Annotated in this window: 23 protein-coding genes and 1 riboswitch; of the genes, 8 read left to right on the top strand and 15 right to left on the bottom strand. The window is 61.7% G+C overall.

The window, feature by feature from the left end; all coding sequences use genetic code 11:
• Window positions 1-27 precede the first annotated feature (27 nt).
• From BBJ66_RS22500 to BBJ66_RS22460, 9 genes are all read right to left on the bottom strand, one after another.
• Window positions 28-1224 carry an efflux RND transporter periplasmic adaptor subunit gene (locus BBJ66_RS22500; RefSeq protein WP_071089897.1) on the bottom strand — a complete coding sequence of 399 codons (1197 nt, stop codon included), beginning with the start codon at window positions 1222-1224 and terminating at the stop codon, window positions 28-30.
• Between the two features lie 208 nt (window positions 1225-1432).
• Entirely contained in the window at window positions 1433-2197 is a 765-nt protein-coding gene (locus BBJ66_RS22495) for a bestrophin-like domain (RefSeq protein ID WP_049734980.1), read from the bottom strand.
• A gap of 129 nt (window positions 2198-2326) precedes the next feature.
• Window positions 2327-3460 carry a calcium:proton antiporter gene (locus tag BBJ66_RS22490; RefSeq protein ID WP_071089894.1) on the bottom strand — a complete coding sequence of 378 codons (1134 nt, stop codon included), beginning with the start codon at window positions 3458-3460 and terminating at the stop codon, window positions 2327-2329.
• Window positions 3461-3605: 145 nt separating this feature from the next.
• Window positions 3606-4313, bottom strand: a complete 708-nt coding sequence (locus BBJ66_RS22485; RefSeq protein WP_049734979.1) for an SDR family NAD(P)-dependent oxidoreductase — start codon at window positions 4311-4313, stop codon at window positions 3606-3608.
• A 174-nt stretch (window positions 4314-4487) separates the two neighbouring features.
• Complete coding sequence (locus BBJ66_RS22480; protein ID WP_049734978.1) at window positions 4488-4838, bottom strand: ribbon-helix-helix domain-containing protein; 351 nt, start codon at window positions 4836-4838, stop codon at window positions 4488-4490.
• Window positions 4839-4861: 23 nt separating this feature from the next.
• Complete coding sequence (locus BBJ66_RS22475) at window positions 4862-5458, bottom strand: DJ-1/PfpI family protein (RefSeq protein ID WP_049734977.1); 597 nt, start codon at window positions 5456-5458, stop codon at window positions 4862-4864.
• 185 nt (window positions 5459-5643) lie between these two features.
• Window positions 5644-6036: a DUF779 domain-containing protein gene (locus tag BBJ66_RS22470; protein ID WP_049734976.1), complete on the bottom strand. Its 393-nt coding sequence runs from the start codon at window positions 6034-6036 to the stop codon at window positions 5644-5646.
• 95 nt (window positions 6037-6131) lie between these two features.
• Window positions 6132-7640: an aldehyde dehydrogenase gene (gene adh / locus BBJ66_RS22465; protein WP_071089892.1), complete on the bottom strand. Its 1509-nt coding sequence runs from the start codon at window positions 7638-7640 to the stop codon at window positions 6132-6134.
• A gap of 165 nt (window positions 7641-7805) precedes the next feature.
• Entirely contained in the window at window positions 7806-8765 is a 960-nt protein-coding gene (locus BBJ66_RS22460; RefSeq protein ID WP_049734974.1) for a helix-turn-helix domain-containing protein, read from the bottom strand.
• A 200-nt stretch (window positions 8766-8965) separates the two neighbouring features.
• On the opposite strand from BBJ66_RS22460, the gene msrB reads away from it, so the two are divergent.
• Window positions 8966-9451, top strand: a complete 486-nt coding sequence (msrB, locus tag BBJ66_RS22455; RefSeq protein WP_071089888.1) for a peptide-methionine (R)-S-oxide reductase MsrB — start codon at window positions 8966-8968, stop codon at window positions 9449-9451.
• 45 nt (window positions 9452-9496) lie between these two features.
• Here msrB and BBJ66_RS22450 read toward each other — a convergent pair whose 3' ends face one another.
• Both BBJ66_RS22450 and BBJ66_RS22445 read right to left on the bottom strand, forming a co-directional pair.
• On the bottom strand, window positions 9497-10705 hold the full coding sequence (locus BBJ66_RS22450; protein WP_071089885.1) for a TIGR03862 family flavoprotein: 1209 nt from the start codon (window positions 10703-10705) through the stop codon (window positions 9497-9499).
• Between the two features lie 67 nt (window positions 10706-10772).
• Complete coding sequence (locus BBJ66_RS22445) at window positions 10773-11195, bottom strand: MerR family transcriptional regulator (protein ID WP_071089882.1); 423 nt, start codon at window positions 11193-11195, stop codon at window positions 10773-10775.
• Window positions 11196-11267: 72 nt separating this feature from the next.
• On the opposite strand from BBJ66_RS22445, the gene BBJ66_RS22440 reads away from it, so the two are divergent.
• From BBJ66_RS22440 to BBJ66_RS22415, 6 genes are all read left to right on the top strand, one after another.
• Window positions 11268-13514 carry a heavy metal translocating P-type ATPase gene (locus BBJ66_RS22440; protein ID WP_071089879.1) on the top strand — a complete coding sequence of 749 codons (2247 nt, stop codon included), beginning with the start codon at window positions 11268-11270 and terminating at the stop codon, window positions 13512-13514.
• A 200-nt stretch (window positions 13515-13714) separates the two neighbouring features.
• A riboswitch (cobalamin riboswitch) is annotated at window positions 13715-13940 on the top strand.
• A gap of 262 nt (window positions 13941-14202) precedes the next feature.
• A complete protein-coding gene (gene nrdH / locus BBJ66_RS22435) occupies window positions 14203-14424 on the top strand; it encodes a glutaredoxin-like protein NrdH (protein ID WP_049734970.1) in 222 nt (73 codons plus the stop codon).
• 13 nt (window positions 14425-14437) lie between these two features.
• Entirely contained in the window at window positions 14438-14854 is a 417-nt protein-coding gene (gene nrdI, locus BBJ66_RS22430) for a class Ib ribonucleoside-diphosphate reductase assembly flavoprotein NrdI (RefSeq protein WP_071089876.1), read from the top strand.
• The gene (nrdE, locus tag BBJ66_RS22425; protein WP_071089873.1) at window positions 14833-17037 is read left to right on the top strand and encodes a class 1b ribonucleoside-diphosphate reductase subunit alpha; all 2205 of its coding nucleotides are present in this window, start codon (window positions 14833-14835) and stop codon (window positions 17035-17037) included. Before nrdI ends, nrdE begins: the two co-directional genes overlap by 22 nt.
• A gap of 200 nt (window positions 17038-17237) precedes the next feature.
• Complete coding sequence (nrdF, locus tag BBJ66_RS22420) at window positions 17238-18212, top strand: class 1b ribonucleoside-diphosphate reductase subunit beta (RefSeq protein ID WP_071089870.1); 975 nt, start codon at window positions 17238-17240, stop codon at window positions 18210-18212.
• Between the two features lie 105 nt (window positions 18213-18317).
• Window positions 18318-19541 (top strand): adenylate/guanylate cyclase domain-containing protein, encoded by a 1224-nt coding sequence (locus BBJ66_RS22415; protein WP_071089867.1) that lies wholly within the window; start codon window positions 18318-18320, stop codon window positions 19539-19541.
• Between the two features lie 2 nt (window positions 19542-19543).
• Here the strand turns inward: BBJ66_RS22415 and queE are convergent, their stop codons facing one another.
• The 4 genes from queE to BBJ66_RS34625 all read right to left on the bottom strand — a co-directional run bounded on the left by queE (window position 19544) and on the right by BBJ66_RS34625 (window position 21800).
• Complete coding sequence (queE, locus tag BBJ66_RS22410) at window positions 19544-20272, bottom strand: 7-carboxy-7-deazaguanine synthase QueE (protein WP_071089864.1); 729 nt, start codon at window positions 20270-20272, stop codon at window positions 19544-19546.
• A complete protein-coding gene (gene queD / locus BBJ66_RS22405; protein ID WP_071089862.1) occupies window positions 20269-20625 on the bottom strand; it encodes a 6-carboxytetrahydropterin synthase QueD in 357 nt (118 codons plus the stop codon). Before queD ends, queE begins: the two co-directional genes overlap by 4 nt.
• Window positions 20625-21335 carry a 7-cyano-7-deazaguanine synthase QueC gene (gene queC, locus BBJ66_RS22400; RefSeq protein ID WP_049734963.1) on the bottom strand — a complete coding sequence of 237 codons (711 nt, stop codon included), beginning with the start codon at window positions 21333-21335 and terminating at the stop codon, window positions 20625-20627. Before queC ends, queD begins: the two co-directional genes overlap by 1 nt.
• A 171-nt stretch (window positions 21336-21506) precedes the next feature.
• Window positions 21507-21800 carry a hypothetical protein gene (locus BBJ66_RS34625; protein WP_128146187.1) on the bottom strand — a complete coding sequence of 98 codons (294 nt, stop codon included), beginning with the start codon at window positions 21798-21800 and terminating at the stop codon, window positions 21507-21509.
• 14 nt (window positions 21801-21814) lie between these two features.
• On the opposite strand from BBJ66_RS34625, the gene BBJ66_RS22395 reads away from it, so the two are divergent.
• On the top strand, window positions 21815-22420 hold a 606-nt coding region (locus tag BBJ66_RS22395), incomplete at its 3' end, for an ABC transporter substrate-binding protein (RefSeq protein ID WP_131819118.1).

Genomic DNA, 22420 nt, shown 5'->3' with positions numbered 1-22420 from the left:
ACGTTCAGATGAAGCGTGGTGGCGAATTCATTGCGTGGTGGTGTCGGCCTTGGCATTGCCGGCGGCGCCCACCGCCGGGTTCATTTCGATCTTCTCGGGCGTGACCTTGCTGCCGGGAATGGCCTGCTGAATCCCTTGGGTCACCACCCAGTCAGCCGGATCGAGGCCGGATTGGATGACCCGGAGCGAACCTTCACGCTGGCCCGTCTTGACCTGCTTCTGCTCGATGACATCGTCCTTGCCGAGAACAAGCAGGTAGCTGCCCAGCTGGTTCGTTCCGATCGTATCGTCGCGCACCAGCAGAGCCTTGTCGTTATGGCCGACCGGTACCCGAACGCGCACGAAGAGGCCGGGCAGCATGGCGTGATCCTTGTTGTCGAACAGGGCGCGGACCTGAAGCGTGCCCGTCGAGGTATCGAGCTGAGGTGATACGTAGTCGAGATGTCCCTTATGCGGGTAACCTTCTTCCGTCTGCAGACCGATCTCCGCCGGTATGCTCGGAAGGTCCGTCTGCCTGAAGGTATGTCCCTGCTTTGCCAAGGTTTCCTTGATCATCAGCACCTGTGTTTCGCTGACGTTGAAATAGGCATAAAGCGGATCGGTCTGGACGATGCTGGCGAGTTTAGTGGGGCCGGATACGCCGACCAGCGTGCCGATATCGACGAGGTGATCCGTGACGATGCCGTCGAAGGGAGCGAGCACCTCGGTATAGCCGAGGTTGATCGTCGCGAGTTCGACATTGGCCTGGGCGTTGAGGATGGCGGCATTCGCCTCGTCGAGCGTCGCCTTGGCGCTGTCGACCGCGGTCTGGGTGGTGACCTGCTGCTTCATGAGATTGAGCTGCCGGTCATATTCCTGCTTTGCGCCGACCTGGGAGGCCTGCTGCGAGGCGAGCGATGCCTTCGCCTGATCCAGTTGCGCCTGATAGGTGTCGCGCTCGATGCCGAAAAGCTTGGCGCCCTTCTTCACCATCATGCCGTCCTGGTAGTCTATGGACTGGATATAGCCCTGGACACGCGCCTCGATATCGACGGCATTCAGCGGCGCGGTATTGCCGGTGAGTTCGAAATAGAGCGTCACCGGCTGCTGGACCGGCTGCGCGACCCGAACCACAGGCGGCGGAGGGGGAACATAGGTGTTGCCGCTCTCCCCGCAGCCGGCGAGCATTGCCATGCCGGCAAATGTCAGAAAAAATCGCAGACTCCGATGCAATCTCCCACGCATTGCCGCCGCCCCGACATTGTACGAGCCCAGTCCTCATGCGTGCCTCGACGTCGACCCCCACCTGTCTGCCGAAGGTTCAAGGCATGCGATATTATGTCGCGGCATTGCTAAAAATTGCAATAGCCCTTGGTGCACAATTGAACTGTGGTGAAGCGGGGAGCCCGATAATGGGGGCGTTTGCCGGGTTTCGACGACTGCCGTGAGCCGGCTACGGCTTTCCAAGGCGCTCGAGGGCGGACTGTAAGGGTGCATCGGAAACGCGTACCAGCCCGATATAGGGATTGGCCATATCCGAGATCAGGAAGACCGCGCCGGCGACGGAAAGCGCGCAGACAAAGAGAATGGACAGCACCGTCGGATTGGGCGGCGCCTGCAGCCCGAAGGTCGCAAAAAGCAGCGAGAGCCAACAGACGAGAACGGCGAGGAAGGCCCAGGGCAGGCCCTCGCTGCCGGACTCGACCAGCAGCCAGTGGGTTTCCGCCACCATGCCGCTGACATCAAGAGCGCGCGTCTGGAGAGAATGCTGAACGGCATCCTTCGGCGACAGGGATCGCAGGTCGCCCTGAACCGCCTCGATATCCTGATATTCTCCCAGCGCCTTGCCGGATGCCGCGTCGGTGGTCTCGGCAGTCCAGCCGCGGCTCAGCCGTTTTTCGATGAGTTGGCGCAGCAGCCGACGCGCATCGTCGGTTTCCGGGCCGTATTGGGCCATGACGCGGTCCAGCAGGAGGACCCTCGCGGCGGCCGTTCTCATCTCCACTTCGGCATTGTCATAGGTCGATTTGGCGGATGCAATCAGCAGACCGAGCGCCAAAGCCGAGAGCGTCCCCACCACCGCGGTCGCGAGCCTGATGACATCCTTGGATTCCGAACTGAGATGATGGTCCGGCAAGCGGCCGCGCACCATCATTCCTATCGATGTTGCCGCCGACAGAAAAACAAAGACAAGTCCGCCAAGCAACAGTGAGATCAAGTCCGGTCTCCCTATCGTCACGTCCATGCTGCAAGCGCCGCAATGCTTGCAAACTGTGCAATATCTGCCGTTATCATAGCGGAAGACAGGCGGAGCGTGGAACTCTTTACTTTGCTATTCTCGCGTGGATCATTGCTGGAAAATGAGCAGCACGTAAGCCAGGAAAAGCACCAGATGGACCGCACCTTGCATGAGATGCGTGCGGCCGCTGGCGAAGGTGATGATGCTGACGGCAAGCGTGAGCAGGAGCATCACCAGATCGCCGTGTTCCAGGCCGAGTGTCACGGCGTGTCCGTAGAGCTGGCTGACAACAAGCATCGCCGGCACCGTCAGCCCGATCGTCGACAATACCGAACCGAGGAAGATGTTGACGGAGCGCTGCAGATTGTTGGCGACAGACGCGCGCACGGCGCTGATTGCCTCAGGCGTCGCGACAAGGATGGCCATGACAACACCGCCAAATGCGGTTGGCGCATGCAGGGTTTCGATAATGTAATCGATCGGCCGCGCAAGCTGTTCGACCAGGAAGACGACGGGAGCCATATAGGCGAATAACAGGATGGCGTGAGGCCAGACCGGTCCGTGGCGAGGCACATGTTCGCTGTGAGGTTCCTGACGGTTGCTGTCGTCAGCGAAATAGTCGCGATGGCGGCCGGCCTGAAGAAACAGGAACGTCGCATAGAGGCCGACCGATATTATGCCCAGTATCAGTTGTCTCGGTGCAGATGGATGCTGTCCGTCCGGGCCTGCCAGGAATGTCGGCATGACCAGGCTCAAGGTCGCCAGCGGTACGATCACTCCGAGATAGGCGTTGGCGCCCTGCAGGTTATGCTGCTGCTCCGGTCGCCGCCATGCGCCGAGCAACAGCGACAGGCCGACCATGCCGTTCAGGATGATCATGACGACCGCAAACAGCGTGTCGCGCGCAAGTGTGGGATTGTTTTCGCCGTGAAGCATGACGGCTGATATTGCCATCACCTCGATCGAGGTGATGGCAAGCGTCAGAATGAGCGTGCCGTAAGGCTCCTTCAGCCGCTCCGCCAGGTGGTCTGCGTGTCGCACGACCGACAGAGCGGAGCCGAGTACGACGGCAAACAGCCACCCGAAAACGACCGTGAACCAAATCGGATCGGAAAGCTGCCCGAAGATCTGCTCCTGGAAAGCAAGAAATGCCAAGCTCGTCGCGACGCTGACGCCGAGGAACCATTCCTCGCGCAGCAGGCTGGTCGCGCCGACGGCGCGCAATGCGGGACCGTCCGTCATCGAAACCATCCGCCTTCTGGCAAATGCCGCCGCAATGCGATCATCAACACCATCGCGCCCCGCCCGCTACCCGCGCATCCTATGAGGAGGAATCGTACCTCAAGCCGAGCGGCATGCAACCGTCTAAAGCCGAATAGCCCTGGTCTTATTCGCGTCCGGTGGCCGGGATTGCTGCGCCGGTAACGACGGCTGCGGCCGGCGAAATCAGAAAGGCGATGAGGCGCGCGATCGATTGCGGCGATACCCAGCCGTCCGTTTTCGCATTGGGCATGGCGGCGCGGTTCTCGGGCGTGTCGATCGTCCCGGGCAAAATGCAGTTGGCGGTAATGCGGTGGTCGCGGTTTTCCGCAGCGATCGCCTCGGTCAGCCGGATGACGGCGGCTTTCGAGGCGGCGTAGGCGGCCTGGTTGGCGCCGGCCTTCAGGCCGGGTGCCGCAGCGACATGAACGATGCGGCCGTAGCCCGCGGCCTTCATTGCTGGAAGAACCGCGGCGCTGATCGTCAGCGCCGTGCGGGCGTTGGCGGTCATCATCGTCTCCCATTGCGCAGGCGCATCCGGCCCCACCGGCCCCATCTGGAAGCCGCCGACCGTATTGACCAGGGCACTGACGCCGCCGAAGCGCTTGACGGCCCGCGCGACGGCGGCGGCGCAGGAGGCATAATCGGTGAGATCCGTTCCGGCAATCGACAGAAACTCGGTGGAGGCGGGAAGATCGCCGGCCAAGGCTTCCAGTTCCTGGCTCGAACGGTTCATGCAGACGAGTTTCGCACCGCCGGCGGCGAGTTCACGGACAACGGCGCTGCCGAGGTTGCCGCCGGCTCCCGTAACGATCACGGCTTTCTGGTCGTTCATGGCAATCGATCTCCTGCCGGTGCCGGTCCTTGATGGCGCGCATTGTTGATACAGGCTGCGCCGCAAGGCAAGCCCACGAATCCGCGACAAGGTCAGACATCCTGCAGTACTGCCCTCGGAGCTAGCCGCAGGCAGCTCCGTCGCCGTTGCTCAACGGTCTCGTCGGGTCGGCCGTCAGTGATATTTGGTCCTTTCGCGACCGAGAATTTCCGGGGCGTCAAGGCCGGAAATCGGGCGGGTGATATCGGCCGGGATGTCGCCGGTGAGCTGCAGGTCGAGATAGCGGGCGCAGCAGACGCGCAGGAAGGAGGTGAAGTTTCCAAGATCATGGCCGGCATCGATCGATTCATGATGCAGCCGGGTGATCAGCTGGACGACATTCATGCCGTCGCGCCGGGCGACTTCCTCGAGCTTCGACCAGAAGAAGTTCTCCAGCCTGACGCTGGTCACCATGCCGTCGATGCGTAGCGACCGGGTGGTGCTTTCCCAGAGCCGCGCATCCGCCTTGATGAACAATTCGCACATGTCATCCTCCCGGTGCCGCCTCCTCAGGCGGCGTTGGTTTCGAGCAGCGCTGCCGCATCGAGCACGGCCATGAACTGGCGCAGCCACGACGGATGCGCCGGCCAGGCCGGCGCCGTTACCAAATTGCCGTCCGCGACCGCATCGGTGATTGAGATATCGGCATAGGTGCCGCCGGCAAGTTCGACTTCCGGCCGGCAGGCGGGATAGGCCGAGCAGGTGCGGCCCTTCAAAACGCCGGCGGCAGCGAGCAGTTGCGCGCCATGGCAGATGGCGGCTACGGGTTTTCCGGCATCGAAGAAGTGCCGGACCGCTTTGATGACGTCTGCATTGAGGCGCAGATATTCCGGCGCGCGGCCGCCGGGGATGACGAGGGCGTCGTAGTCTTCGGGCCGCACGCTATCGAAAGTGGCGTTCAGTGCGAAATTATGACCGCGTTTTTCGGAATAGGTCTGGTCGCCTTCGAAATCATGAATGGCGGTGGCGACGGTCTCGCCTGCCTTCTTTCCGGGGCAGACGGCGTCGACCGTGTAGCCGCAGGCAAGCAGCGTCTGGAACGGCACCATGGTTTCGTAATCTTCGGTGAAATCACCCGTGATCATCAGGATTTTTGAAGCTGGCATCGTATCCTCCTTTGAAACCAACCGCCGGAGATTAACAAAGAGCTGCGCGCAGAAGGTATTATGGGAATACTACAGCGGAAATTCCCTAAAGCGCGTCGCATCAAATTTGGTTCATGCGGCGCGCTTTAGTCGTTTGTTTTCATGCATGTCGCCCGGAACCGCTGCACGCTTCCTGATGACATGCATTAGACCGCCTTGACGGTCACATCAGGGACGGCGCAGGCCTCGCCGCCGCCGAAGAGGCGGGAGCGGGTGAGGAAGCGTTTCTCGCGGCCGTTATCGAGCGAGAACATGCCGCCGCGGCCGGGCACGACGTCGATGATGAGCTGCGTATGTTTCCACGCCTCGAACTGGCTGGCGCTGATATAGACCGGCACGCCGCCGATCTCGCCAAGTTTGACGTCGCTGTCGCCGGTCATGAATTCATTTGCGGGATAACACATCGGCGAGGAGCCGTCGCAGCAGCCGCCGGACTGGTGGAAGAGGATATCGGGATGATCGCGCTTGATCTCAGTAATCAGGTCAAGGGCCGCGTCGGTTGCGAGAACACGCGGTTCGCCGTTGACGGTCGTTTCCATCGGTCTTCCTCCAAAGTTTCGGGAGGAAGAAAGTCCCCTCCCCAACCCCTCCCCACAAGGGGAGGGGCTTTTCCCCCTCCCACCACGCGAGTTTCTCAGAAGAAGCCAAGCGCCTTCGGGCTGTAGCTCACCAGCATGTTCTTGGTCTGCTGGTAATGGTCGAGCATCATCTTGTGGGTTTCGCGGCCGATGCCGGACTGTTTGTAGCCGCCGAAGGCGGCATGGGCGGGGTAGGCGTGGTAGCAATTGGTCCAGACGCGGCCGGCCTGGATCTCGCGGCCGAAACGGTAGCAGCGATTGGCGTCGCGGCTCCAGACACCGGCGCCGAGGCCGTAAAGCGTGTCGTTGGCGATTTCGAGCGCTTCCTTTTCGGTCTTGAAGGTCGTGACCGAGACCACAGGTCCGAAGATCTCCTCCTGGAACACCCGCATCTTGTTGTGACCCTTGAAGATCGTCGGCTTGACGTAAAAGCCGTTCGCCAGATCGCCGCCGAGATCGTTGCGCGCGCCGCCGGTCAGAACCTCGGCGCCTTCCTGCTTGCCGATGTCGAGATAGGCGAGGATCTTTTCCAACTGCTCCGTCGAGGCCTGAGCACCGATCATCGTCGCGCTGTCGAGCGGATTGCCCTGCTTGATCGCCTCGACGCGTTTGACCGCCTTTTCCATGAAGCGGTCATAGATCGATTCCTGGACGAGGGCGCGGCTCGGGCAGGTGCAGACTTCGCCCTGATTGAGGGCAAACATTGCAAAACCTTCGAGTGCCTTGTCGAGGAAGTCGTCGTCCTCGGCCATCACATCGGCGAAGAAGATGTTGGGTGATTTGCCGCCGAGTTCCAGCGTCACCGGAATGAGGTTCTGGCTGGCATATTGCATGATCAGCCGGCCAGTCGTCGTCTCGCCGGTAAAGGCGATCTTGGCGATGCGGGGGCTGGTCGCCAGCGGCTTGCCGGCCTCGATGCCGAAACCGTTGACGATGTTGAGCACGCCTGGCGGCAGCAGATCGCCGACCAGTTCGGCCCACAGCAGGATCGATGCTGGGGTCTGCTCGGCAGGCTTCAAGACGACGCAGTTGCCGGCCGCAAGCGCCGGAGCCAGTTTCCACGTGGCCATTAGGATCGGGAAGTTCCAGGGAATGATCTGGCCGACGACGCCGAGCGGCTCGTGGAAGTGATAGGCGATCGTATCGTGATCGATCTCGCCGATCGAACCTTCCTGGGCGCGGATGCAGGAGGCGAAGTAGCGGAAATGGTCGATCGCCAGCGGAATGTCGGCCGCCATCGTCTCGCGGATCGGCTTGCCATTGTCCCAGGTCTCGGCCTGGGCCAGCAATTCCAGCTTGTCCTCCATCCGCTGGGCGATCTTCATGAGGATATTGGAGCGCTCGGCAGCGGAAGTGCGGCCCCATTTTTCCTTGGCCGCGTGGGCGGCGTCGAGCGCGAGATTGATGTCCTTTTCATCGGAGCGGGGGATGTCGCAGAGCTTGCCGCCGGTGACGGGCGTCAGGTTTTCGAAGTATTTGCCTTCGACCGGCTCGCGCCATTCGCCGCCGATATAGTTGCCGTATTTCAGCTTGAACGGCGACTCGACGATTTTCTGATGAAGCATGTCATCCTCCCGTGATGATCCAGGTTCCAAGCGAACCAGTGGGAGGAAAATGTGCGTGTTTCGGCGAAGAGAACAGGGTGGGTCTTCGATACCGCAGTGCACAGTGTCGCAGAGTTGCGACAGGATCGGCGCCCGATTGCCGCAACGGCGTAACCTTCGAGCCGATCAGTGGAGGTCGAGCTTCTTCATCTTCCGGTGCAGGGTGGCGCGGCTGATGCCAAGCGCGATCGCCGCCTGGGAGACATTGCCGCCGGCGCGCGACAGCGCACGCAGCAAGGCTGCCTTCTCCGCCTCGACCATCTCTTCCTGCTGCGAGACGCTCGCTTCGCGGAGAGCATCGGCGGCCGGAATACCGGCGGCGATTCGCTTGTCGTCCAGCTGCAGCGCGATGCGGGCGGCGCGCGTCGCCCCGAGCACGAGGTCATGCCGGTCGACGGCCAGCAGGGCAGCGGCCGAGTTGGCGCCGGCCGGAACCATCAGGAAGCGGGCGCTGGGAAAGGCCGAACGGAAGAGGTTGAGTTCGATGCGCATCGCCGCATCGCGCACGGTCTGCGTCAAGATCGCCAGGGTCATTTCGTTGACGTCTTCGCGGCAGGTGGAGATGTCGAGGGCGGCGGCCAGCCGGCCACGGTGATCGCGGATCGGCGCCGTCGTGCAGCTGAGACTGGTATTGGCGCAGAAGAAATGCTGGTCGCGGAAGATGGCGACGGCGCGTTCATCGGCAAGCGCGGTGCCGATGCCGTTGGTGCCGATGCTTGCCTCGGTCCAGACGGAGCCGGTCCAGAGGCCGAGTTCGCGGAATTCCTTGTCGTCGCCGGCTGCTCCCCGCCGCTCCAGCGCAATACCATTCTTGTCAGTCAGAAGCAGGCAGCAGCCGGCCTTGCCGACGGCGGTAAAGAGGCGATCGAGTTCCTCAGTCGCGCTGGCGATCAACTGCCCGGACTGTTCGCGGGCACGCCGGAATTCCTCATCGGTCAGGCGCAGCGGCGCCCGTTCATCCTCGGGGGCGAGCTGGTGCATTGTCATGCATCGCCGCCAGGAGGCGACCACCGGAGAGCTGGCCGCGGCGGAATCGCGCTGGGCAGAGGTATAGACATGCTCTGCATGCGCTGACTGTTCGTGCATCTGCTCCTCCCACGGAACTTCAGCACAGTCTGATGGAAAAGCCGCGGGTTTGCAATCAGGCGGCACGTGGCGGCCGTCAGCGTGCGGCGAAAGGGGGCGGCATCACATTTCGGTGTTTGAGCGGTGAGGATGTAACAAAGACTTCTCCCGCCCGTATTTTGCTACAGAACAAGGCTTTGCCAGATGGGGAGATCCTGATCATGCTGAACAGACGATTGTTGCTGATGACGACCGTTTTCGGGGCGCTTGCCGTTCGCGCTGGCCTGGTCGGCAAGGCGATCGCCGGCGAAACGTTTGCCGTGACCCACACCGATGAGGAATGGCATAAGCTGCTGACGCCGGACCAGTTTGTCATCCTACGTGAGGCTGGGACGGAAAAACCCTTCTCCAGCGCCCTGCTGCATGAGGAGCGGAAAGGCACTTTCGCTTGCGTCGGCTGCGACCAAAAGCTCTTTTCCTCGGCAACGAAATTCGACAGCGGCACCGGCTGGCCGAGCTTTTGGGCACCACTCGCCCATGCCGTCGGCACCACAAACGACACCAGTTTCGGGATGGCGCGCACGGCGGTCCATTGTAGCCGCTGTGGCGGCCATCTCGGACATGTCTTCGATGATGGCCCGAAGCCGACTGGGCTTCGCTACTGCATGAATGGCCTTGTCATGACGTTTCGTGCAGCCTCGGCCTGATCGAGGGAAGTTCTTGTTTGCTGTTCAGTCTGCGAGCGCCGGTGCCTATCGGTCCAGCCAGGCCTCGATGCCGCGCGCCGCGGCGCGGCCGGTCGCAAGGCAGGCGGTGAGGAGGTAGCCGCCGGTCGGCGCTTCCCAGTCGAGCATCTCGCCGGCAACGAAGGTGCCCGGCAGTGCCTTCAACATGAAGCCGTCGTCGATGCCGCTCCAGCGGATGCCGCCGGCCGAGGAGATCGCCTCGGCAATCGGCCTCGTATCGAGAAGCGGGACCGGCAGGGCCTTGATCACGCCGGCGAGGCGTCCGGGCTCGGTTCGGTCGCGCTCGGGAGCGAGTTCCCGCAGCAACGCCGCCTTGACGCCGTCGAGGCCGGCGCCCTTGCGCAGGCGGTTCGAGAAGCTCGATTTGGCATCCTGCCGTGTAAGGTCGCGGGTCAGTCTTTCGACCGTGCGGCCCGGGGCGAGGTCGAGCGTCAGGGCAGCGTTGCCGCGGTTCTGCAACTGGTCGCGGAGGCTCGTCGCATGGGCATACACCAGGCTGCCCTCAATGCCGTTTGCGGTGATGACGAATTCGCCGGGAAAGGTGCCGGCTTCGGAGGTGGCGGTGACCGATTTCACCGGCTCGCCGGCGAAACGTTCGCGAAAGCTTTCGCGCCAGCCGACGACGAAGCCGCAATTGGCTGGCTGGAAGGCGTCGATCTCGACACCCTTCTCCAGTAACCAGGGCAGCCAGCTTGCATCGGAGCCGAGACGCGGCCAGCTTGCGCCGCCGAGCGCCAGCAGGGCGGCGTCGCAATGGACGATGCTGCGCCCTTCCGGCGTTTCGAAAACATAGCCCTGATCGGCAAATCCAACCCAGCGGTGGCGGGTGCGGAGCGTGGTGCCCTGCGCCTCCAATCTTCTGAGCCAGGCGCGCAGCAAGGGAGAGGCTTTCATCACATCAGGGAAAACCCGGCCGGACGAACCGACGAAGGTCTCTGTCCCGAGCCCTGCCGCCCAATCCCTGATATCGCTAGGGGTAAAGGCATCGAGAGCCGGCCGTAGCCGGGCAGAGGCGGCGCCGAAGCGCGTGGCGAAACGGGCATAATCCTCGGAATGGGTGATGTTCAGACCCGATTTGCCGGCCAGCAGAAATTTGCGGGCGAAAGTCGGCATGGCGTCGTAAACCGTCACCGCATGGCCGGAGAGCGAAAGCAGTTCGGCGGCCGCCAGGCCCGCCGGGCCGCCGCCGATGATGGCAATTCGCTTCTGACTCATGGATGTCTTTGCCCGATTCTTTCTGATGCCGTTTTGGCGCGGCTACGCCTTGCCTGCAAGGGCGGGATCAGTGATGCGCATGCGTGCATTGGCCGTGGTCGGCGAGCACCTCGATGACGCGGCATTGGTCGACGCGGCCGTGGCCGCAGCCTTCCACCATGGTTTCCAACTCGGCCTTCAAAGCCATCAGACTGCGGATGCGCTGCTCGACTTCGACGAGACGAGCCTTGGCGATGGCATCGGCGGAGGCGCAGGATTGGTGCGGATCATCCTGCAGCGTCAGCAGCGTGCGGATCGCCTCGATCTCGAAGCCGAGTTCGCGGGCATGGCGGATGAAGGCGAGGCGGCTAATATCGGCGGGTTCGAAGGAGCGCTGGTTGCCTTCGCTGCGGCTCGGTGCCGCGAGCAGGCCGATGCTCTCGTAATAGCGCACCGTCGGCACTTTGACCCCGCTCCGGCGCGCCGCTTCACCGATCGTGATCTTTTTCATGATTTTTCCTCTTGCACCTCTAGTCGCTAGAGGATGTAGGAGGGATGCTTCTGTTTGACAAGGAAGCGGATCATGGTTGAGACGAGCGAGACACGATACCGGGTCGGCGGCATGGATTGCGCTGCCTGCGCGAGCAAGATCGATACGGCGGTCAGGCGCGTGGCAGGGGTCGCCGATGTTTCCGTCTCGGTGATGGCGGGCACGATGACCGTCCGGCATGACGGCAGCAGCGACCTCAAGGCGATCGAGAAGAGAGTGACGGGGCTCGGTTATTCGGTATGGCCCTTTGCCGGAAGCGCGGCGCCGGCGCAGGACCACGGCGCGCACGATCATCGCCACCACGACCATGGCGACCACGATCACGATCATGATGGCCATGATCATGCCGGCCATGACCATGATCATGGCGAGAAGGAAATCGAAGGCCTGCATGGCCACGATCATGGGCCGATGACCGGTCCCTGGTGGCAGAGCAGGAAGGGCCGGCTGACCATCCTCTCGGGTGCGGCGCTGATTGCCGCCTATGCCGTGGGCCATCTCATACCTGCGATCGGGTCCTATGCCTTCATCGTCGCCATGCTCATCGGTCTGGTGCCGATCGCGCGGCGCGCTGTCATGGCGGCGTTCTCAGGCACGCCGTTTTCGATCGAAATGCTGATGACGATCGCCGCCGTCGGCGCCGTCATCATCAATGCGGGGGAGGAGGCGGCCACTGTCGTGTTCCTGTTCCTCGTCGGCGAGCTGCTGGAGGGTGTCGCGGCCGGCAAGGCGCGCGAAAGCATCCAGTCGCTGACGGCCTTGGTGCCGAAGAACGCGCTGCTGGAAGACAATGGCCAGACGCGGGAGGTGCCGGCGGAAAGCCTCGCCGTCGGCGCGATCATCATGGTGCGTCCGGGCGATCGCATCTCGGCTGATGGCATCATCGTCTCGGGCGAGAGCGCGATCGACGAGGCGCCGGTGACCGGCGAGAGCACGCCGGTGCGCAAGGGCGTCGATGCCGTCGTCTTTGCCGGAACGGTGAATGGCGATGCGGTGCTCCGGGTTCGCGTCACGGCGGCGGCTGCCGACAATACCATCGCCCGAGTCGTCAAGCTGGTGGAGGAGGCGCAGGAATCGAAGGCGCCGACGGAACGCTTCATCGACCGCTTCTCGCGTTATTACACGCCCGGCGTCGTGGTGGTCGCAGCATTGGTCGCGGTCGTTCCGCCGCTATTCCTCGCTGGGGCGTGGGACGAATGGATCTACAAGGGCCTTGCCATCCTGCTGATCGGCTGCCCCTGCGCGCTTGTCATCTCGACGCCGGCGGCGATCGCCGCCTCGCTTTCAGCAGGCGCCCGGCGCGGACTGCTGATGAAGGGCGGCGCGGTGTTGGAAACGCTCGGCAAGGTGACGATGGTCGCCTTCGATAAGACAGGCACGCTGACGGAAGGCAAGCCTCAAGTGACTGATATCGTTTCCTTCGGATTGAGTGAGGCGCAGATCTTGTCGCGCGCGGCAGTGCTGGAGCAGGGCTCCAGCCACCCCTTGGCGCTGGCGATCCTCAAACGCGCCAAGGCTGGCGGCGTCCCCGTGCCGCCGGCTTTCGAACTGGAAGCGCTGCCGGGCAAGGGGGTCAGCGGTAAAGTCGGCGGCGAGACTCTCGATTTGCTGTCGCCGTCCGCTGCCCGCGAGCGCGGAGCGCTCGACGGCGAAAAGGATGCACGCATTACTGTTCTGAACGATGAGGGCAAGAGCGTATCGGTGCTGCTCGTCAATGGTGTTGCAGCCGGCCTGATCGCCATGCGCGACGAGCCGCGCGAGGATGCGCAGGCCGGGCTTGCCACGCTTAAATCGGCCGGCGTCAAGGCGATGATGCTGACGGGCGACAACAAGCGGACGGCGGCAGCCGTTGCCGGCATGCTCGGCATCGACTGGCGCGGCGAGATGATGCCCGAGGACAAGCAGCGGGTCGTCAGCGAATTGAAGCGCCAGGGTTTCATCGTCGCCAAGGTCGGGGACGGTATCAACGACGCTCCGGCATTGGCCGCCGCCGATATCGGCATCGCCATGGGCGGCGGCACCGATGTGGCGCTGGAAACGGCGGATGCCGCCGTGCTGCACGGGCGCGTCGGCGACGTGGCCCGGATGATCGAACTGTCCAAACGCACGATGCGCAACATCCTAGAGAATATCACCATCGCGCTCGGGCTGAAGGCGGTGTTCCTGGTGACGACGATCCTAGGGATCACCGGGCTCTGGCCGGCGATCCTCGCCGATACCGGCGCCACCGTGCTGGTGACGATCAATGCACTTAGGCTGCTTCGGATAAAGGGACAGTGACGATTCGGGGGACGATTCGGGCCTGACCAGGAAACAAAATCTGAGGGCCGGCTACGGGTCGGTCCTCTTCATCCGGCCCTTCTCCACAGCCTGTTTTCTTTAAGCCTTCGTTATCCATGTTTTTCACAGGAACGCAGCGATTTCAAACCTGTCGTAACGCAAGGCGAAAACCATCCGTTGACACGATTTTGGATTGGCATACTATATCTAGTGTTCAAGGTTCCTTCGATTCGTCAGGATCGCAGGCTAAGACGGGAATACGGTGCGTTTCGCCATGACGGCGCAACAAGGCCGGAGCTGCCCCCGCAACTGTGAGCGGCGAGCAACTGTCCGATTTCAGGTCACTGAGGCATGATGCCTTGGGAAGGCTGGGGCAGGGTGCTTCGACCCGCAAGCCAGGAGACCTGCCTTGAACGAGATGTCCACGGGCGGGGTGTCCGGAAGGTCGCGTGCATGACAGCGGAATGATCCGCGCCTGTTGCGCTGCCCCGAACGTCCGCATGAGCACTTCGGGGTTGAAGTTATGTCCAGAACATCAAGGCCGCCGCCCGCGCAAATCCCGAAAGGGATCCTCTCGGGCGTTTAAACCGCCGACTTTGCCAGATCACCATCAAACGTTGCCCCGGACGTCGCAAGGCGACCGATCCCAGTATTGCGTCCTGAATTCTTTGACATCACGAGGAACATGATGAGCGTTACCGTCTACAGCAAACCCGCCTGCGTCCAATGCACCGCCACCTATCGCGCCCTCGACCGCCTGGGCGTCGATTACGACGTCGTCGATATCTCCGAGGACGCCGAGGCGCTCGATCGTGTGCGCGGCATGGGCTATATGCAGGTTCCCGTCGTCGTTGCCGGCGAGCAGCATTGGGCGGGGTTCCGTCCGGATATGATCAGCGCGCTCTCCTGACCGAGGAAAGGCGATGGGCCTGATCGTCTATTATTCCAGCCGATCCGAGAATACCCATCGCTTCGTCGCCAAGCTCGGGATGCGCGCGGCGCGCATTCCCTCAAGCGGCGCAGAGGCGTTCCATATCCGCGAACCTTTCGTGCTTGTCGTGCCGACCTATAGCGGCGCCGGCGGCCCAGGGATCGTAAAGGGGGCCGTTCCCAAGCAGGTGATCCGTTTCTTGAACGATGCGGAGAATCGAGGACGCATCCGGGGCGTGATTGCCGCGGGCAACAGCAATTTCGGCGAGACATATGGGCTCGCCGGCGACGTGATCTCGCAGAAATGCCAGGTGCCTTACCTCTACAGGTTCGAGCTCATCGGCACGGAGGAGGATGTCGCCAACGTCAAACGCGGATTGGAACGGTTTTGGACACGGGAACAACTCTGACGCGGGATGCGGGCGCAAAACCGCATAACACTTTTGCTCATCCCGCCGGCGAACGCCCTTTGAAAGCGGCGGAGACGCTCGACTATCACGCGCTGAACGCGATGCTGAACCTCTATGACGACGAGGGCAGGATCCAGCTCGACAAGGACCGCATGGCGGCGAAGCAGTATTTCCTGCAGCATGTGAACCAGAACACCGTGTTCTTTCACAATCTCCGGGAAAAGCTCGATTACCTCGTCACCGAGGGCTATTACGAGCAGGAGGTTCTCGATCAATATTCGTTCAATTTCGTCCGCGACCTGTTCGATCAGGCCTATGCCAGGAAATTCCGTTTCCCGACCTTCCTCGGCGCCTTCAAATATTACACCAGCTATACGCTGAAGACCTTCGACGGGAAGCGCTATCTCGAGCGCTACGAGGACCGCATCTGCATGGTGGCGCTGACCCTGGCGCGCGGCGACGAGGCCCTTGCCCGCGACATGGTCGACGAGATCATTTCCGGCCGTTTTCAGCCGGCGACGCCGACCTTCCTCAATGCCGGCAAGCAACAGCGCGGCGAACTCGTCTCCTGCTTCCTGCTGCGGGTCGAGGACAATATGGAATCGATCGGCCGGTCGATCAATTCGGCGCTGCAATTGTCGAAACGTGGCGGTGGCGTCGCGCTGTCTCTCACCAACATCCGCGAGGCCGGTGCGCCGATCAAGCAGATCGAGAACCAGTCGTCGGGCATCATCCCCGTCATGAAACTGCTCGAAGACAGTTTCTCCTATGCCAACCAGCTCGGTGCCCGCCAGGGGGCGGGCGCCGTCTATCTCAATGCCCATCACCCCGACATCATGCGCTTCCTCGACACCAAGCGCGAAAATGCCGACGAGAAGATCCGCATCAAGACGCTGTCGCTCGGCGTCGTCGTGCCCGACATCACCTTCGAACTCGCGAAAAACAATGAGGACATGTATCTGTTCTCGCCCTATGACGTCGAGCGCGTCTACGGTGTGCCCTTCACCGAGATTTCGGTGACGGAAAAGTACCGGGAGATGGTGGCGGACGCCCGCATCTCGAAGAAGAAGATCAAAGCGCGTGAATTCTTCCAGGTGCTTGCCGAAATCCAGTTCGAGAGCGGCTATCCCTACATCATGTTCGAAGACACGGTGAACCGGGCAAACCCGGTTGCGGGTCGCATCTCCATGAGCAATCTCTGCTCGGAGATCTTGCAGGTGAGCGAGGCGAGCGACTACAATGACGACCTCTCCTACAAGCATCTCGGCAAGGATATTTCCTGCAATCTCGGCTCGCTGAATATCGCCGCGGCCATGGATTCCAACGATTTCGGCAGGACGATCGAGACTTCGATCCGGGCACTGACGGCGGTCTCCGACATGAGCCACATCGCCTCGGTTCCGTCGATCGAGAAGGGCAATGACGACAGCCATGCGATCGGCCTCGGCCAGATGAACCTGCACGGCTATCTCGCCCGCGAACGCATCTTCTACGGCTCCGAGGAAGGCGTCGATTTCACCAATATCTATTTCTATACGGTGACCTATCACGCGATCCGCGCCTCGAACCTGCTGGCGGTCGAGCGGGGCCAAAGCTTCAAGGGCTTCGAAAAATCGAAATATGCCTCCGGTGACTATTTCGACAAATATACCGAAAAGGAATGGAAGCCGGCGACCGGCAAGGTGCAGGCGCTGTTCGACAAATCAGGAATCCATATTCCGACACAGGATGATTGGGCGGCGTTGAAGAAGGCCGTCATGACCTCCGGCCTTTATAACCAGAACCTGCAGGCGGTGCCGCCGACGGGGTCGATCTCCTACATCAACCACTCGACCTCCTCGATCCATCCGATCGTCTCGAAGATCGAGATCCGCAAGGAAGGCAAGATCGGCCGCGTCTACTATCCGGCGCCGTTCATGACCAACGACAATCTCGATTATTATCAGGACGCTTACGAGATCGGGGCGGAGAAAATCATCGATACCTATGCGGCGGCGACCCAGCATGTCGATCAGGGCCTGTCGCTGACCCTGTTCTTCCGCGACACGGCAACGACGCGCGATATCAACAAGGCGCAGATTTACGCCTGGAGGAAGGGCATCAAGACGATCTACTACATCCGCCTTCGCCAGATGGCGCTGTCCGGCACCGAGGTGCAGGGCTGCGTGTCTTGTACGCTGTGATTTGAATTCGCTCCGGATCAGCAAGATGCCCCTCACCCTAACCCTCTCCCCGTTTTGACGGGGGGAGGGGACGTGCCCTGCGAGAGGCTTGTGGGGAACGGGGGGCTTGCGGCATACCCCCTTCGCCCCGCGCGCGGGGAGAACGTGCCGGCAGGCGGATGAGGGGCAAATCGCACATATTCCTCAAAAGGGACCACCTAATGAACATGCAATTGAAACCCGTCTCCCGCGTGCGCGCCATCAACTGGAGCCGCATCGAGGACGATAAGGATCTCGAAGTCTGGAACCGGCTGACCGGCAATTTCTGGCTGCCTGAGAAAGTGCCGCTGTCCAACGACATTCCTTCCTGGGCGACGCTGACGCCGGCCGAGCAGCAGTTGACCATCCGCGTCTTCACCGGGCTGACGCTGCTCGATACGATCCAGAATGGCGTCGGCTCCATCAGGCTGATGCAGGATGCGGCAACGCCGCATGAGGAGGCTGTGCTTTCCAACATCTCCTTCATGGAGGCGGTGCATGCGCGCTCCTATTCCTCGATCTTCTCGACGCTGTGCTCGACGCCCGACGTCGACGATGCCTATCGCTGGTCTGAAGAAAACGAGTTCCTGCAGCGCAAATCGGTGCTGATCATGGAGCAGTATGGTTCCGGCGATCCCTTGAAGAAGAAGGTTGCCAGCGTCTTCCTCGAAAGCTTCCTGTTCTATTCCGGCTTCTATCTGCCGATGTACTGGTCAAGCCGGGCAAAGCTGACCAACACGGCCGACATGATCCGGCTGATCATCCGCGACGAGGCGGTGCACGGCTATTATATCGGCTTCAAGTTCCAACGCGGGCTGGAGCGGCTTTCCGAGGAGAGGCGGCAGGAGATCAAGGATTTCGCCTTCGACCTGCTGCTCGAACTCTACGACAACGAGGCCAGATATACCGAGGCGCTCTATGACGGCGTCGGGCTGACCGAGGACGTCAAGAAATTCCTGCATTACAACGCCAACAAGGCGCTGATGAACCTCGGCTACGAGGCGCTTTTCCCGGCCGAGGCCTGCAAGGTCAATCCGGCGATCCTATCGGCGCTTTCGCCGAATGCCGACGAGAACCATGACTTCTTCTCCGGCTCCGGCTCGTCCTATGTCATCGGCAAGGCCGTGGCGACCGAGGACGAGGATTGGGATTTCTGAGGTTTAATCGATACCTCCCCTTATCATTTGCTTTCCCATCGACCACATTCAGCGGGAAAATTGAGTTCGGCACTTGCCAGTGAAGTGGCGTAGCGGGAGTTTTAGATGTCGTCTTTTTTGAACAAGGTCGGGACCTCAGTCGAGGCGGACGAAGGCGTCTGGCCGATTCGCCGGAGACGGATTCTCGACTGGCTGGTGAACGAGACGCGGGGCGAGCGTTTCATCGACAATATCCTGGTGGACATGTGTGGGAAGCTGCTGGCGGCCGGCGTGCCGGTGGCGCGGGCGACGCTGCATTTCAGGGTGAACCACCCGCAATGGGTCGGTGCCCGCATTCTTTGGAAGGAGGGACTGGCGGAGGCGAAGATCGATACATTCGCCTATGGCGTCGAAAACACGCCGGAGTTCCTGACCAGTCCGGTCAACGCGATCCATCAGGGTGCGGAGGAGGTGCGCAGGCAGCTGGAAGGCGCAGCCGTCGACGACTTGGATTCATTCTATCAGGACCTGCATGACGACGGCTTGACCGAATATATTGCCTGGCCGCTCGAGCACACCCTCGGCAAGCGGCATGTCGTGACATTTTCCACCAGCCGGCCGGGCGGCTTCGAGCGCGAACATGTCGATTTCCTGCGCGATCTCCTGCCAGCGCTAACGCTTGTCAGCGAAATCCGGCTGAAAAACATCATGGCGCGCACGTTGCTGCAGACCTATGTCGGGCCGCATGCGAGCGAGCAGATCCTGTCGGGTGTGACGACGCGCGGCAGCGGCGCCACTGTCGGAGCGGCAATCATGATCTGCGACCTGCGCGATTTTACGGCGATCTCCGATCTCTGGCCGCGCGACGATGTCATCCATCTGCTCAACGATTATTTCGACGCGATGTCGGATCCGATCGAACGCTACGGCGGCGAAATCCTGAAGTTCATGGGCGACGGATTGCTGGCGATCTTCCCGCTGAGCAAGGACACGGCCTGCCTCGATCTGCTGCAGGCGATCCGTGAGGGGCAGGCGTCGATGACTGAATTGAACGAGGAGCATGTGCGCATGGGGCGCGATCCGCTGCGCTACGGCGTCGGCGTGCATGTCGGCGACGTCATGTACGGCAATATCGGCTCGCGCCGGCGGCTGGATTTCACCGTCATCGGCCCGGCGGTCAATGTCGCCTCGCGGCTGGAAAGCCTGACCAAGGAGGTCAAGCGTCCGGTGCTCCTGTCGCGGGCCTTCGTCGAAATGGCGGGCTGCGCGAAAGACATGGACAGCCTTGGCACCTTCCCGCTGCGCGGGCTCGGCGAGCCTGTCGATGTCTTCGCTTTCCCGGAGGGGTAGGCTCAGACGCCGCGTTTGTTTCCCCACAACAGCACGTGCAACTGCGGCAGCACGCGCGGGGCAAACCATCCATCAACGGTCACTTTCTCGACGAGCCAGTGCATCCGGTCCATCACGCCGTCGATATCGATGCGGGCGTCGTCGTCATCGGGCGGCGGCGGCGTATGGTTGCCCGGCTGAAGGTACAAGGGAATATAGGGGTAGCGCCGGCCCGCCTGTTGGGCGAAGGCGTAGTCGTCATCGTCGAAGACGACGATTTTTAAGGCGATCTCGGGACCGCCGGCGGCGAGCCGGAGACAATTGTCGACCTCTTCCCAATCCGTCAGCATTCCGCTTGACGGCGGCTTGGGGCTCAAGACCAGCATGTCGAGATCGCGAAACCAGTTGCGAGCGACGCTTCCCTGGGTTTCCAGCGCGAATCGGTAGCCTTGGGAATGGCCGAATTCGATCAGTGGCCCCAGGGGCTGTATCGCCGGATTGCCTCCGGAAAGCGAAACCGTCATCGGCCTGCCTCCGGAGAGCTTGGTGACCTCCTGCCAGATCGCCTCGGTGGACATGGGAATCCATTGATTGCGGAAGGCGCCGTCGACGGCGTGAAGGCTGTCGCACCAGGAGCAGCGATAGTCGCAACCGCCTGTCCGGACGAATACCGTCGGCAGGCCGATCAAAGCGCCTTCGCCCTGGATGGTCGGGCCAAAGATCTCGCTGACGCGAATGTTCTCTCCGCTCATGGCCGGTACTCCGCCCAGGTCTTTGGCGTCTCGCTGACGCGGACCGACGATGTCTCGGGGAAGCGCTCTCTGCACCAGTCGTAAAAGTGTTTGGCGAGGAATTCGGAGGTGACTTTCGAGTGGCCGAAGACCTCGTTCAGATGGCGATGATCGAGGGTTTCGTCGATATAGCGCTTGAGCGGCGAGAGGTCGTGATAATCGCGAACGAAGCCGTCATCGTTCAGGCTTTCGGCGGAGAGTTCGACGACCACGATATAGTTATGGCCGTGAAGCCTGGCGCATTGATGCTCGGCCGACAGATGATCCAGCTGGTGCGAAGCGGAGAGATGGAACTCCTTGGTGATGCGGTACATCAACGCACCTCGGCCGCGGAATATTGCGACACGGCCGCCTTCCAGAAATCCCGGTCTTCATAGTCCGTCGGATCGGAAATACCGGCGAGATGGAAAGCCTCGCGGCGTTCGACGCAAGTTCCGCAGCGCCCGCAATGCAGCCTGCCGCCCTTGTAGCATGACCAGGTCTCGGCAAACGGCGTCGCATACTTTTCGCCGTCCGCGACGATCGCCGCCTTGGGGACATCGACATAGGGCGCAAGCAATCGGACGCTGGCATAACCGTCCAGCGCTTCGTTCTGCATGCGCTGAAAGGCGTCGATGAAGCCCGGGCGGCAGTCGGGGTAGATGAAGTGGTCGCCGCCATGCACGGCGACGGCAACGGCATCGGCCTTTTGTGCGGCGGCCAGGCCGAATGCAATCGCCAGCATGATGGCATTGCGGTTCGGCACCACGGTGGCCTTCATGGTCTCCTCGGCGTAGTGGCCGTCCGGGACCTCGACATTATCGGTCAGCGCCGATCCGCTGAGATGGCCGCCGATGGCGGCGATGTCGATGATATGATGGGGTACGGCAAGGCGTGCGGCGCACCGGGCGGCGAAGTCGAGTTCCTTGCGATGGCGCTGGCCGTAGTCGAAGGAGACGAGGCCGATCAGTTGTTGTTCCGCTGCCATTTTGTGGGCAAGCGAAACGGAGTCGAGTCCGCCAGAGCAGACGACGATAGTCTTCATATTTTGGATTCCCTTGTTTTGACCGGGTGGGCTGCGACCGGATTACGGCGTGCTTCTAGGCGAAATCCCGCGCGATGCAAACAGTTTTAAGATGTCAGCCTTGAAAGTTGTTCGTTTTCACCGATCGCCAAATCTAATTGCGGCGGCGACAGGGCGCGCAGGTCCTCAGCGTCAGCATTGTTGATGGCGCTGAAGCAGCATGCGTCCCCGATCCTCGTCGGCCACCGTCGCCTCCTCTTGCATCGTGTCGACTTTCGGCGGTTGTTGTCGAGGTGTAGAAATATACAAGTAATTCAATATGATGATGGAATAGCCATATTTTTCTCGGGAGTCGAGAAAGGACTTGACGACCGGTAGCTTATAACGTTTTAAATTAGCAACCGCGCGGAGGAGCGCGGCCGTATGTCGACCGCCGCAACGGCGGAAAACATCGGGCGGCAGGGAGGGCCCGCCGCCGATTTTCAAATGGGAGGAATTTCATGCGCAAGTTTTTGAGCTCGGCGGCAATTGCCGTCGTGATGATGGCTGGCCTCGGTGCAGCGCAGGCCGCCGACGTGAAAGAAGTGCAGATGCTGCACTGGTGGACGTCGGGCGGCGAGGCGGCGGCTTTGAACGTTCTGAAGCAGGATCTGTCGAAGGAAGGGTTTGCCTGGAAGGACGTGCCGGTGGCCGGCGGCGGCGGTGATGCGGCGATGACGGCGCTGAAGGCGATGGTGGCGGCCGGCACTTATCCCACCGCCTCGCAGATGCTGGGCTATACCGTGCTCGATTATGCCCAGGCCGGCGTCATGGGCGATCTGACCGAGACGGCCAAGAAGGAAGGCTGGGACAAGTCGGTGCCGGCGGCGCTGCAGAAGTTCTCGGTCTATGACGGCAAGTGGGTCGCTGCCCCCGTCAACGTGCACTCGGTCAACTGGCTGTGGATCAACAAGGCGGTGATGGACAAGATCGGCGGCACCCAGCCGAAGAGCTTCGACGATCTGATCGCCCTGCTCGACAAGGCGAAGGCTGCAGGCGTCATCCCGTTGGCGCTCGGCGGCCAGAACTGGCAGGAAGCGACGATGTTCGATTCCATCGTGCTGTCG

The organism is Rhizobium sp. RSm-3 (assembly GCF_001854685.1).
GTDB lineage: Bacteria > Pseudomonadota > Alphaproteobacteria > Rhizobiales > Rhizobiaceae > Rhizobium > Rhizobium ecuadorense.
Note: the sequence above shows the minus strand (reverse complement) of the source record. Positions and strands in the feature narration are given on the sequence as shown.

Bases quoted from the DNA above. Each gene is read 5' to 3' on its own strand.
- queC (WP_049734963.1), bottom strand. From the start codon at position 21,335: ATGAAGACTATCGTCGTCTGCTCTGGCGGACTCGACTCCGTTTCGCTT.
- queE (WP_071089864.1), bottom strand. From the start codon at position 20,272: ATGAGCGGAGAGAACATTCGCGTCAGCGAGATCTTTGGCCCGACCATC.
- BBJ66_RS22485 (WP_049734979.1), bottom strand. From the start codon at position 4,313: ATGAACGACCAGAAAGCCGTGATCGTTACGGGAGCCGGCGGCAACCTC.
- BBJ66_RS22480 (WP_049734978.1), bottom strand. From the start codon at position 4,838: ATGTGCGAATTGTTCATCAAGGCGGATGCGCGGCTCTGGGAAAGCACC.
- BBJ66_RS22500 (WP_071089897.1), bottom strand. From the start codon at position 1,224: ATGCGTGGGAGATTGCATCGGAGTCTGCGATTTTTTCTGACATTTGCC.
- adh (WP_071089892.1), bottom strand. From the start codon at position 7,640: ATGCTTCATCAGAAAATCGTCGAGTCGCCGTTCAAGCTGAAATACGGC.
- BBJ66_RS22445 (WP_071089882.1), bottom strand. From the start codon at position 11,195: ATGAAAAAGATCACGATCGGTGAAGCGGCGCGCCGGAGCGGGGTCAAA.
- BBJ66_RS22490 (WP_071089894.1), bottom strand. From the start codon at position 3,460: ATGACGGACGGTCCCGCATTGCGCGCCGTCGGCGCGACCAGCCTGCTG.
- BBJ66_RS22450 (WP_071089885.1), bottom strand. From the start codon at position 10,705: ATGAGTCAGAAGCGAATTGCCATCATCGGCGGCGGCCCGGCGGGCCTG.
- nrdF (WP_071089870.1), top strand. From the start codon at position 17,238: ATGAACATGCAATTGAAACCCGTCTCCCGCGTGCGCGCCATCAACTGG.
- BBJ66_RS22475 (WP_049734977.1), bottom strand. From the start codon at position 5,458: ATGCCAGCTTCAAAAATCCTGATGATCACGGGTGATTTCACCGAAGAT.
- msrB (WP_071089888.1), top strand. From the start codon at position 8,966: ATGCTGAACAGACGATTGTTGCTGATGACGACCGTTTTCGGGGCGCTT.
- BBJ66_RS22415 (WP_071089867.1), top strand. From the start codon at position 18,318: ATGTCGTCTTTTTTGAACAAGGTCGGGACCTCAGTCGAGGCGGACGAA.
- queD (WP_071089862.1), bottom strand. From the start codon at position 20,625: ATGTACCGCATCACCAAGGAGTTCCATCTCTCCGCTTCGCACCAGCTG.
- nrdH (WP_049734970.1), top strand. From the start codon at position 14,203: ATGAGCGTTACCGTCTACAGCAAACCCGCCTGCGTCCAATGCACCGCC.
- BBJ66_RS22460 (WP_049734974.1), bottom strand. From the start codon at position 8,765: ATGCACGAACAGTCAGCGCATGCAGAGCATGTCTATACCTCTGCCCAG.
- BBJ66_RS22440 (WP_071089879.1), top strand. From the start codon at position 11,268: ATGGTTGAGACGAGCGAGACACGATACCGGGTCGGCGGCATGGATTGC.
- nrdI (WP_071089876.1), top strand. From the start codon at position 14,438: ATGGGCCTGATCGTCTATTATTCCAGCCGATCCGAGAATACCCATCGC.
- BBJ66_RS22470 (WP_049734976.1), bottom strand. From the start codon at position 6,036: ATGGAAACGACCGTCAACGGCGAACCGCGTGTTCTCGCAACCGACGCG.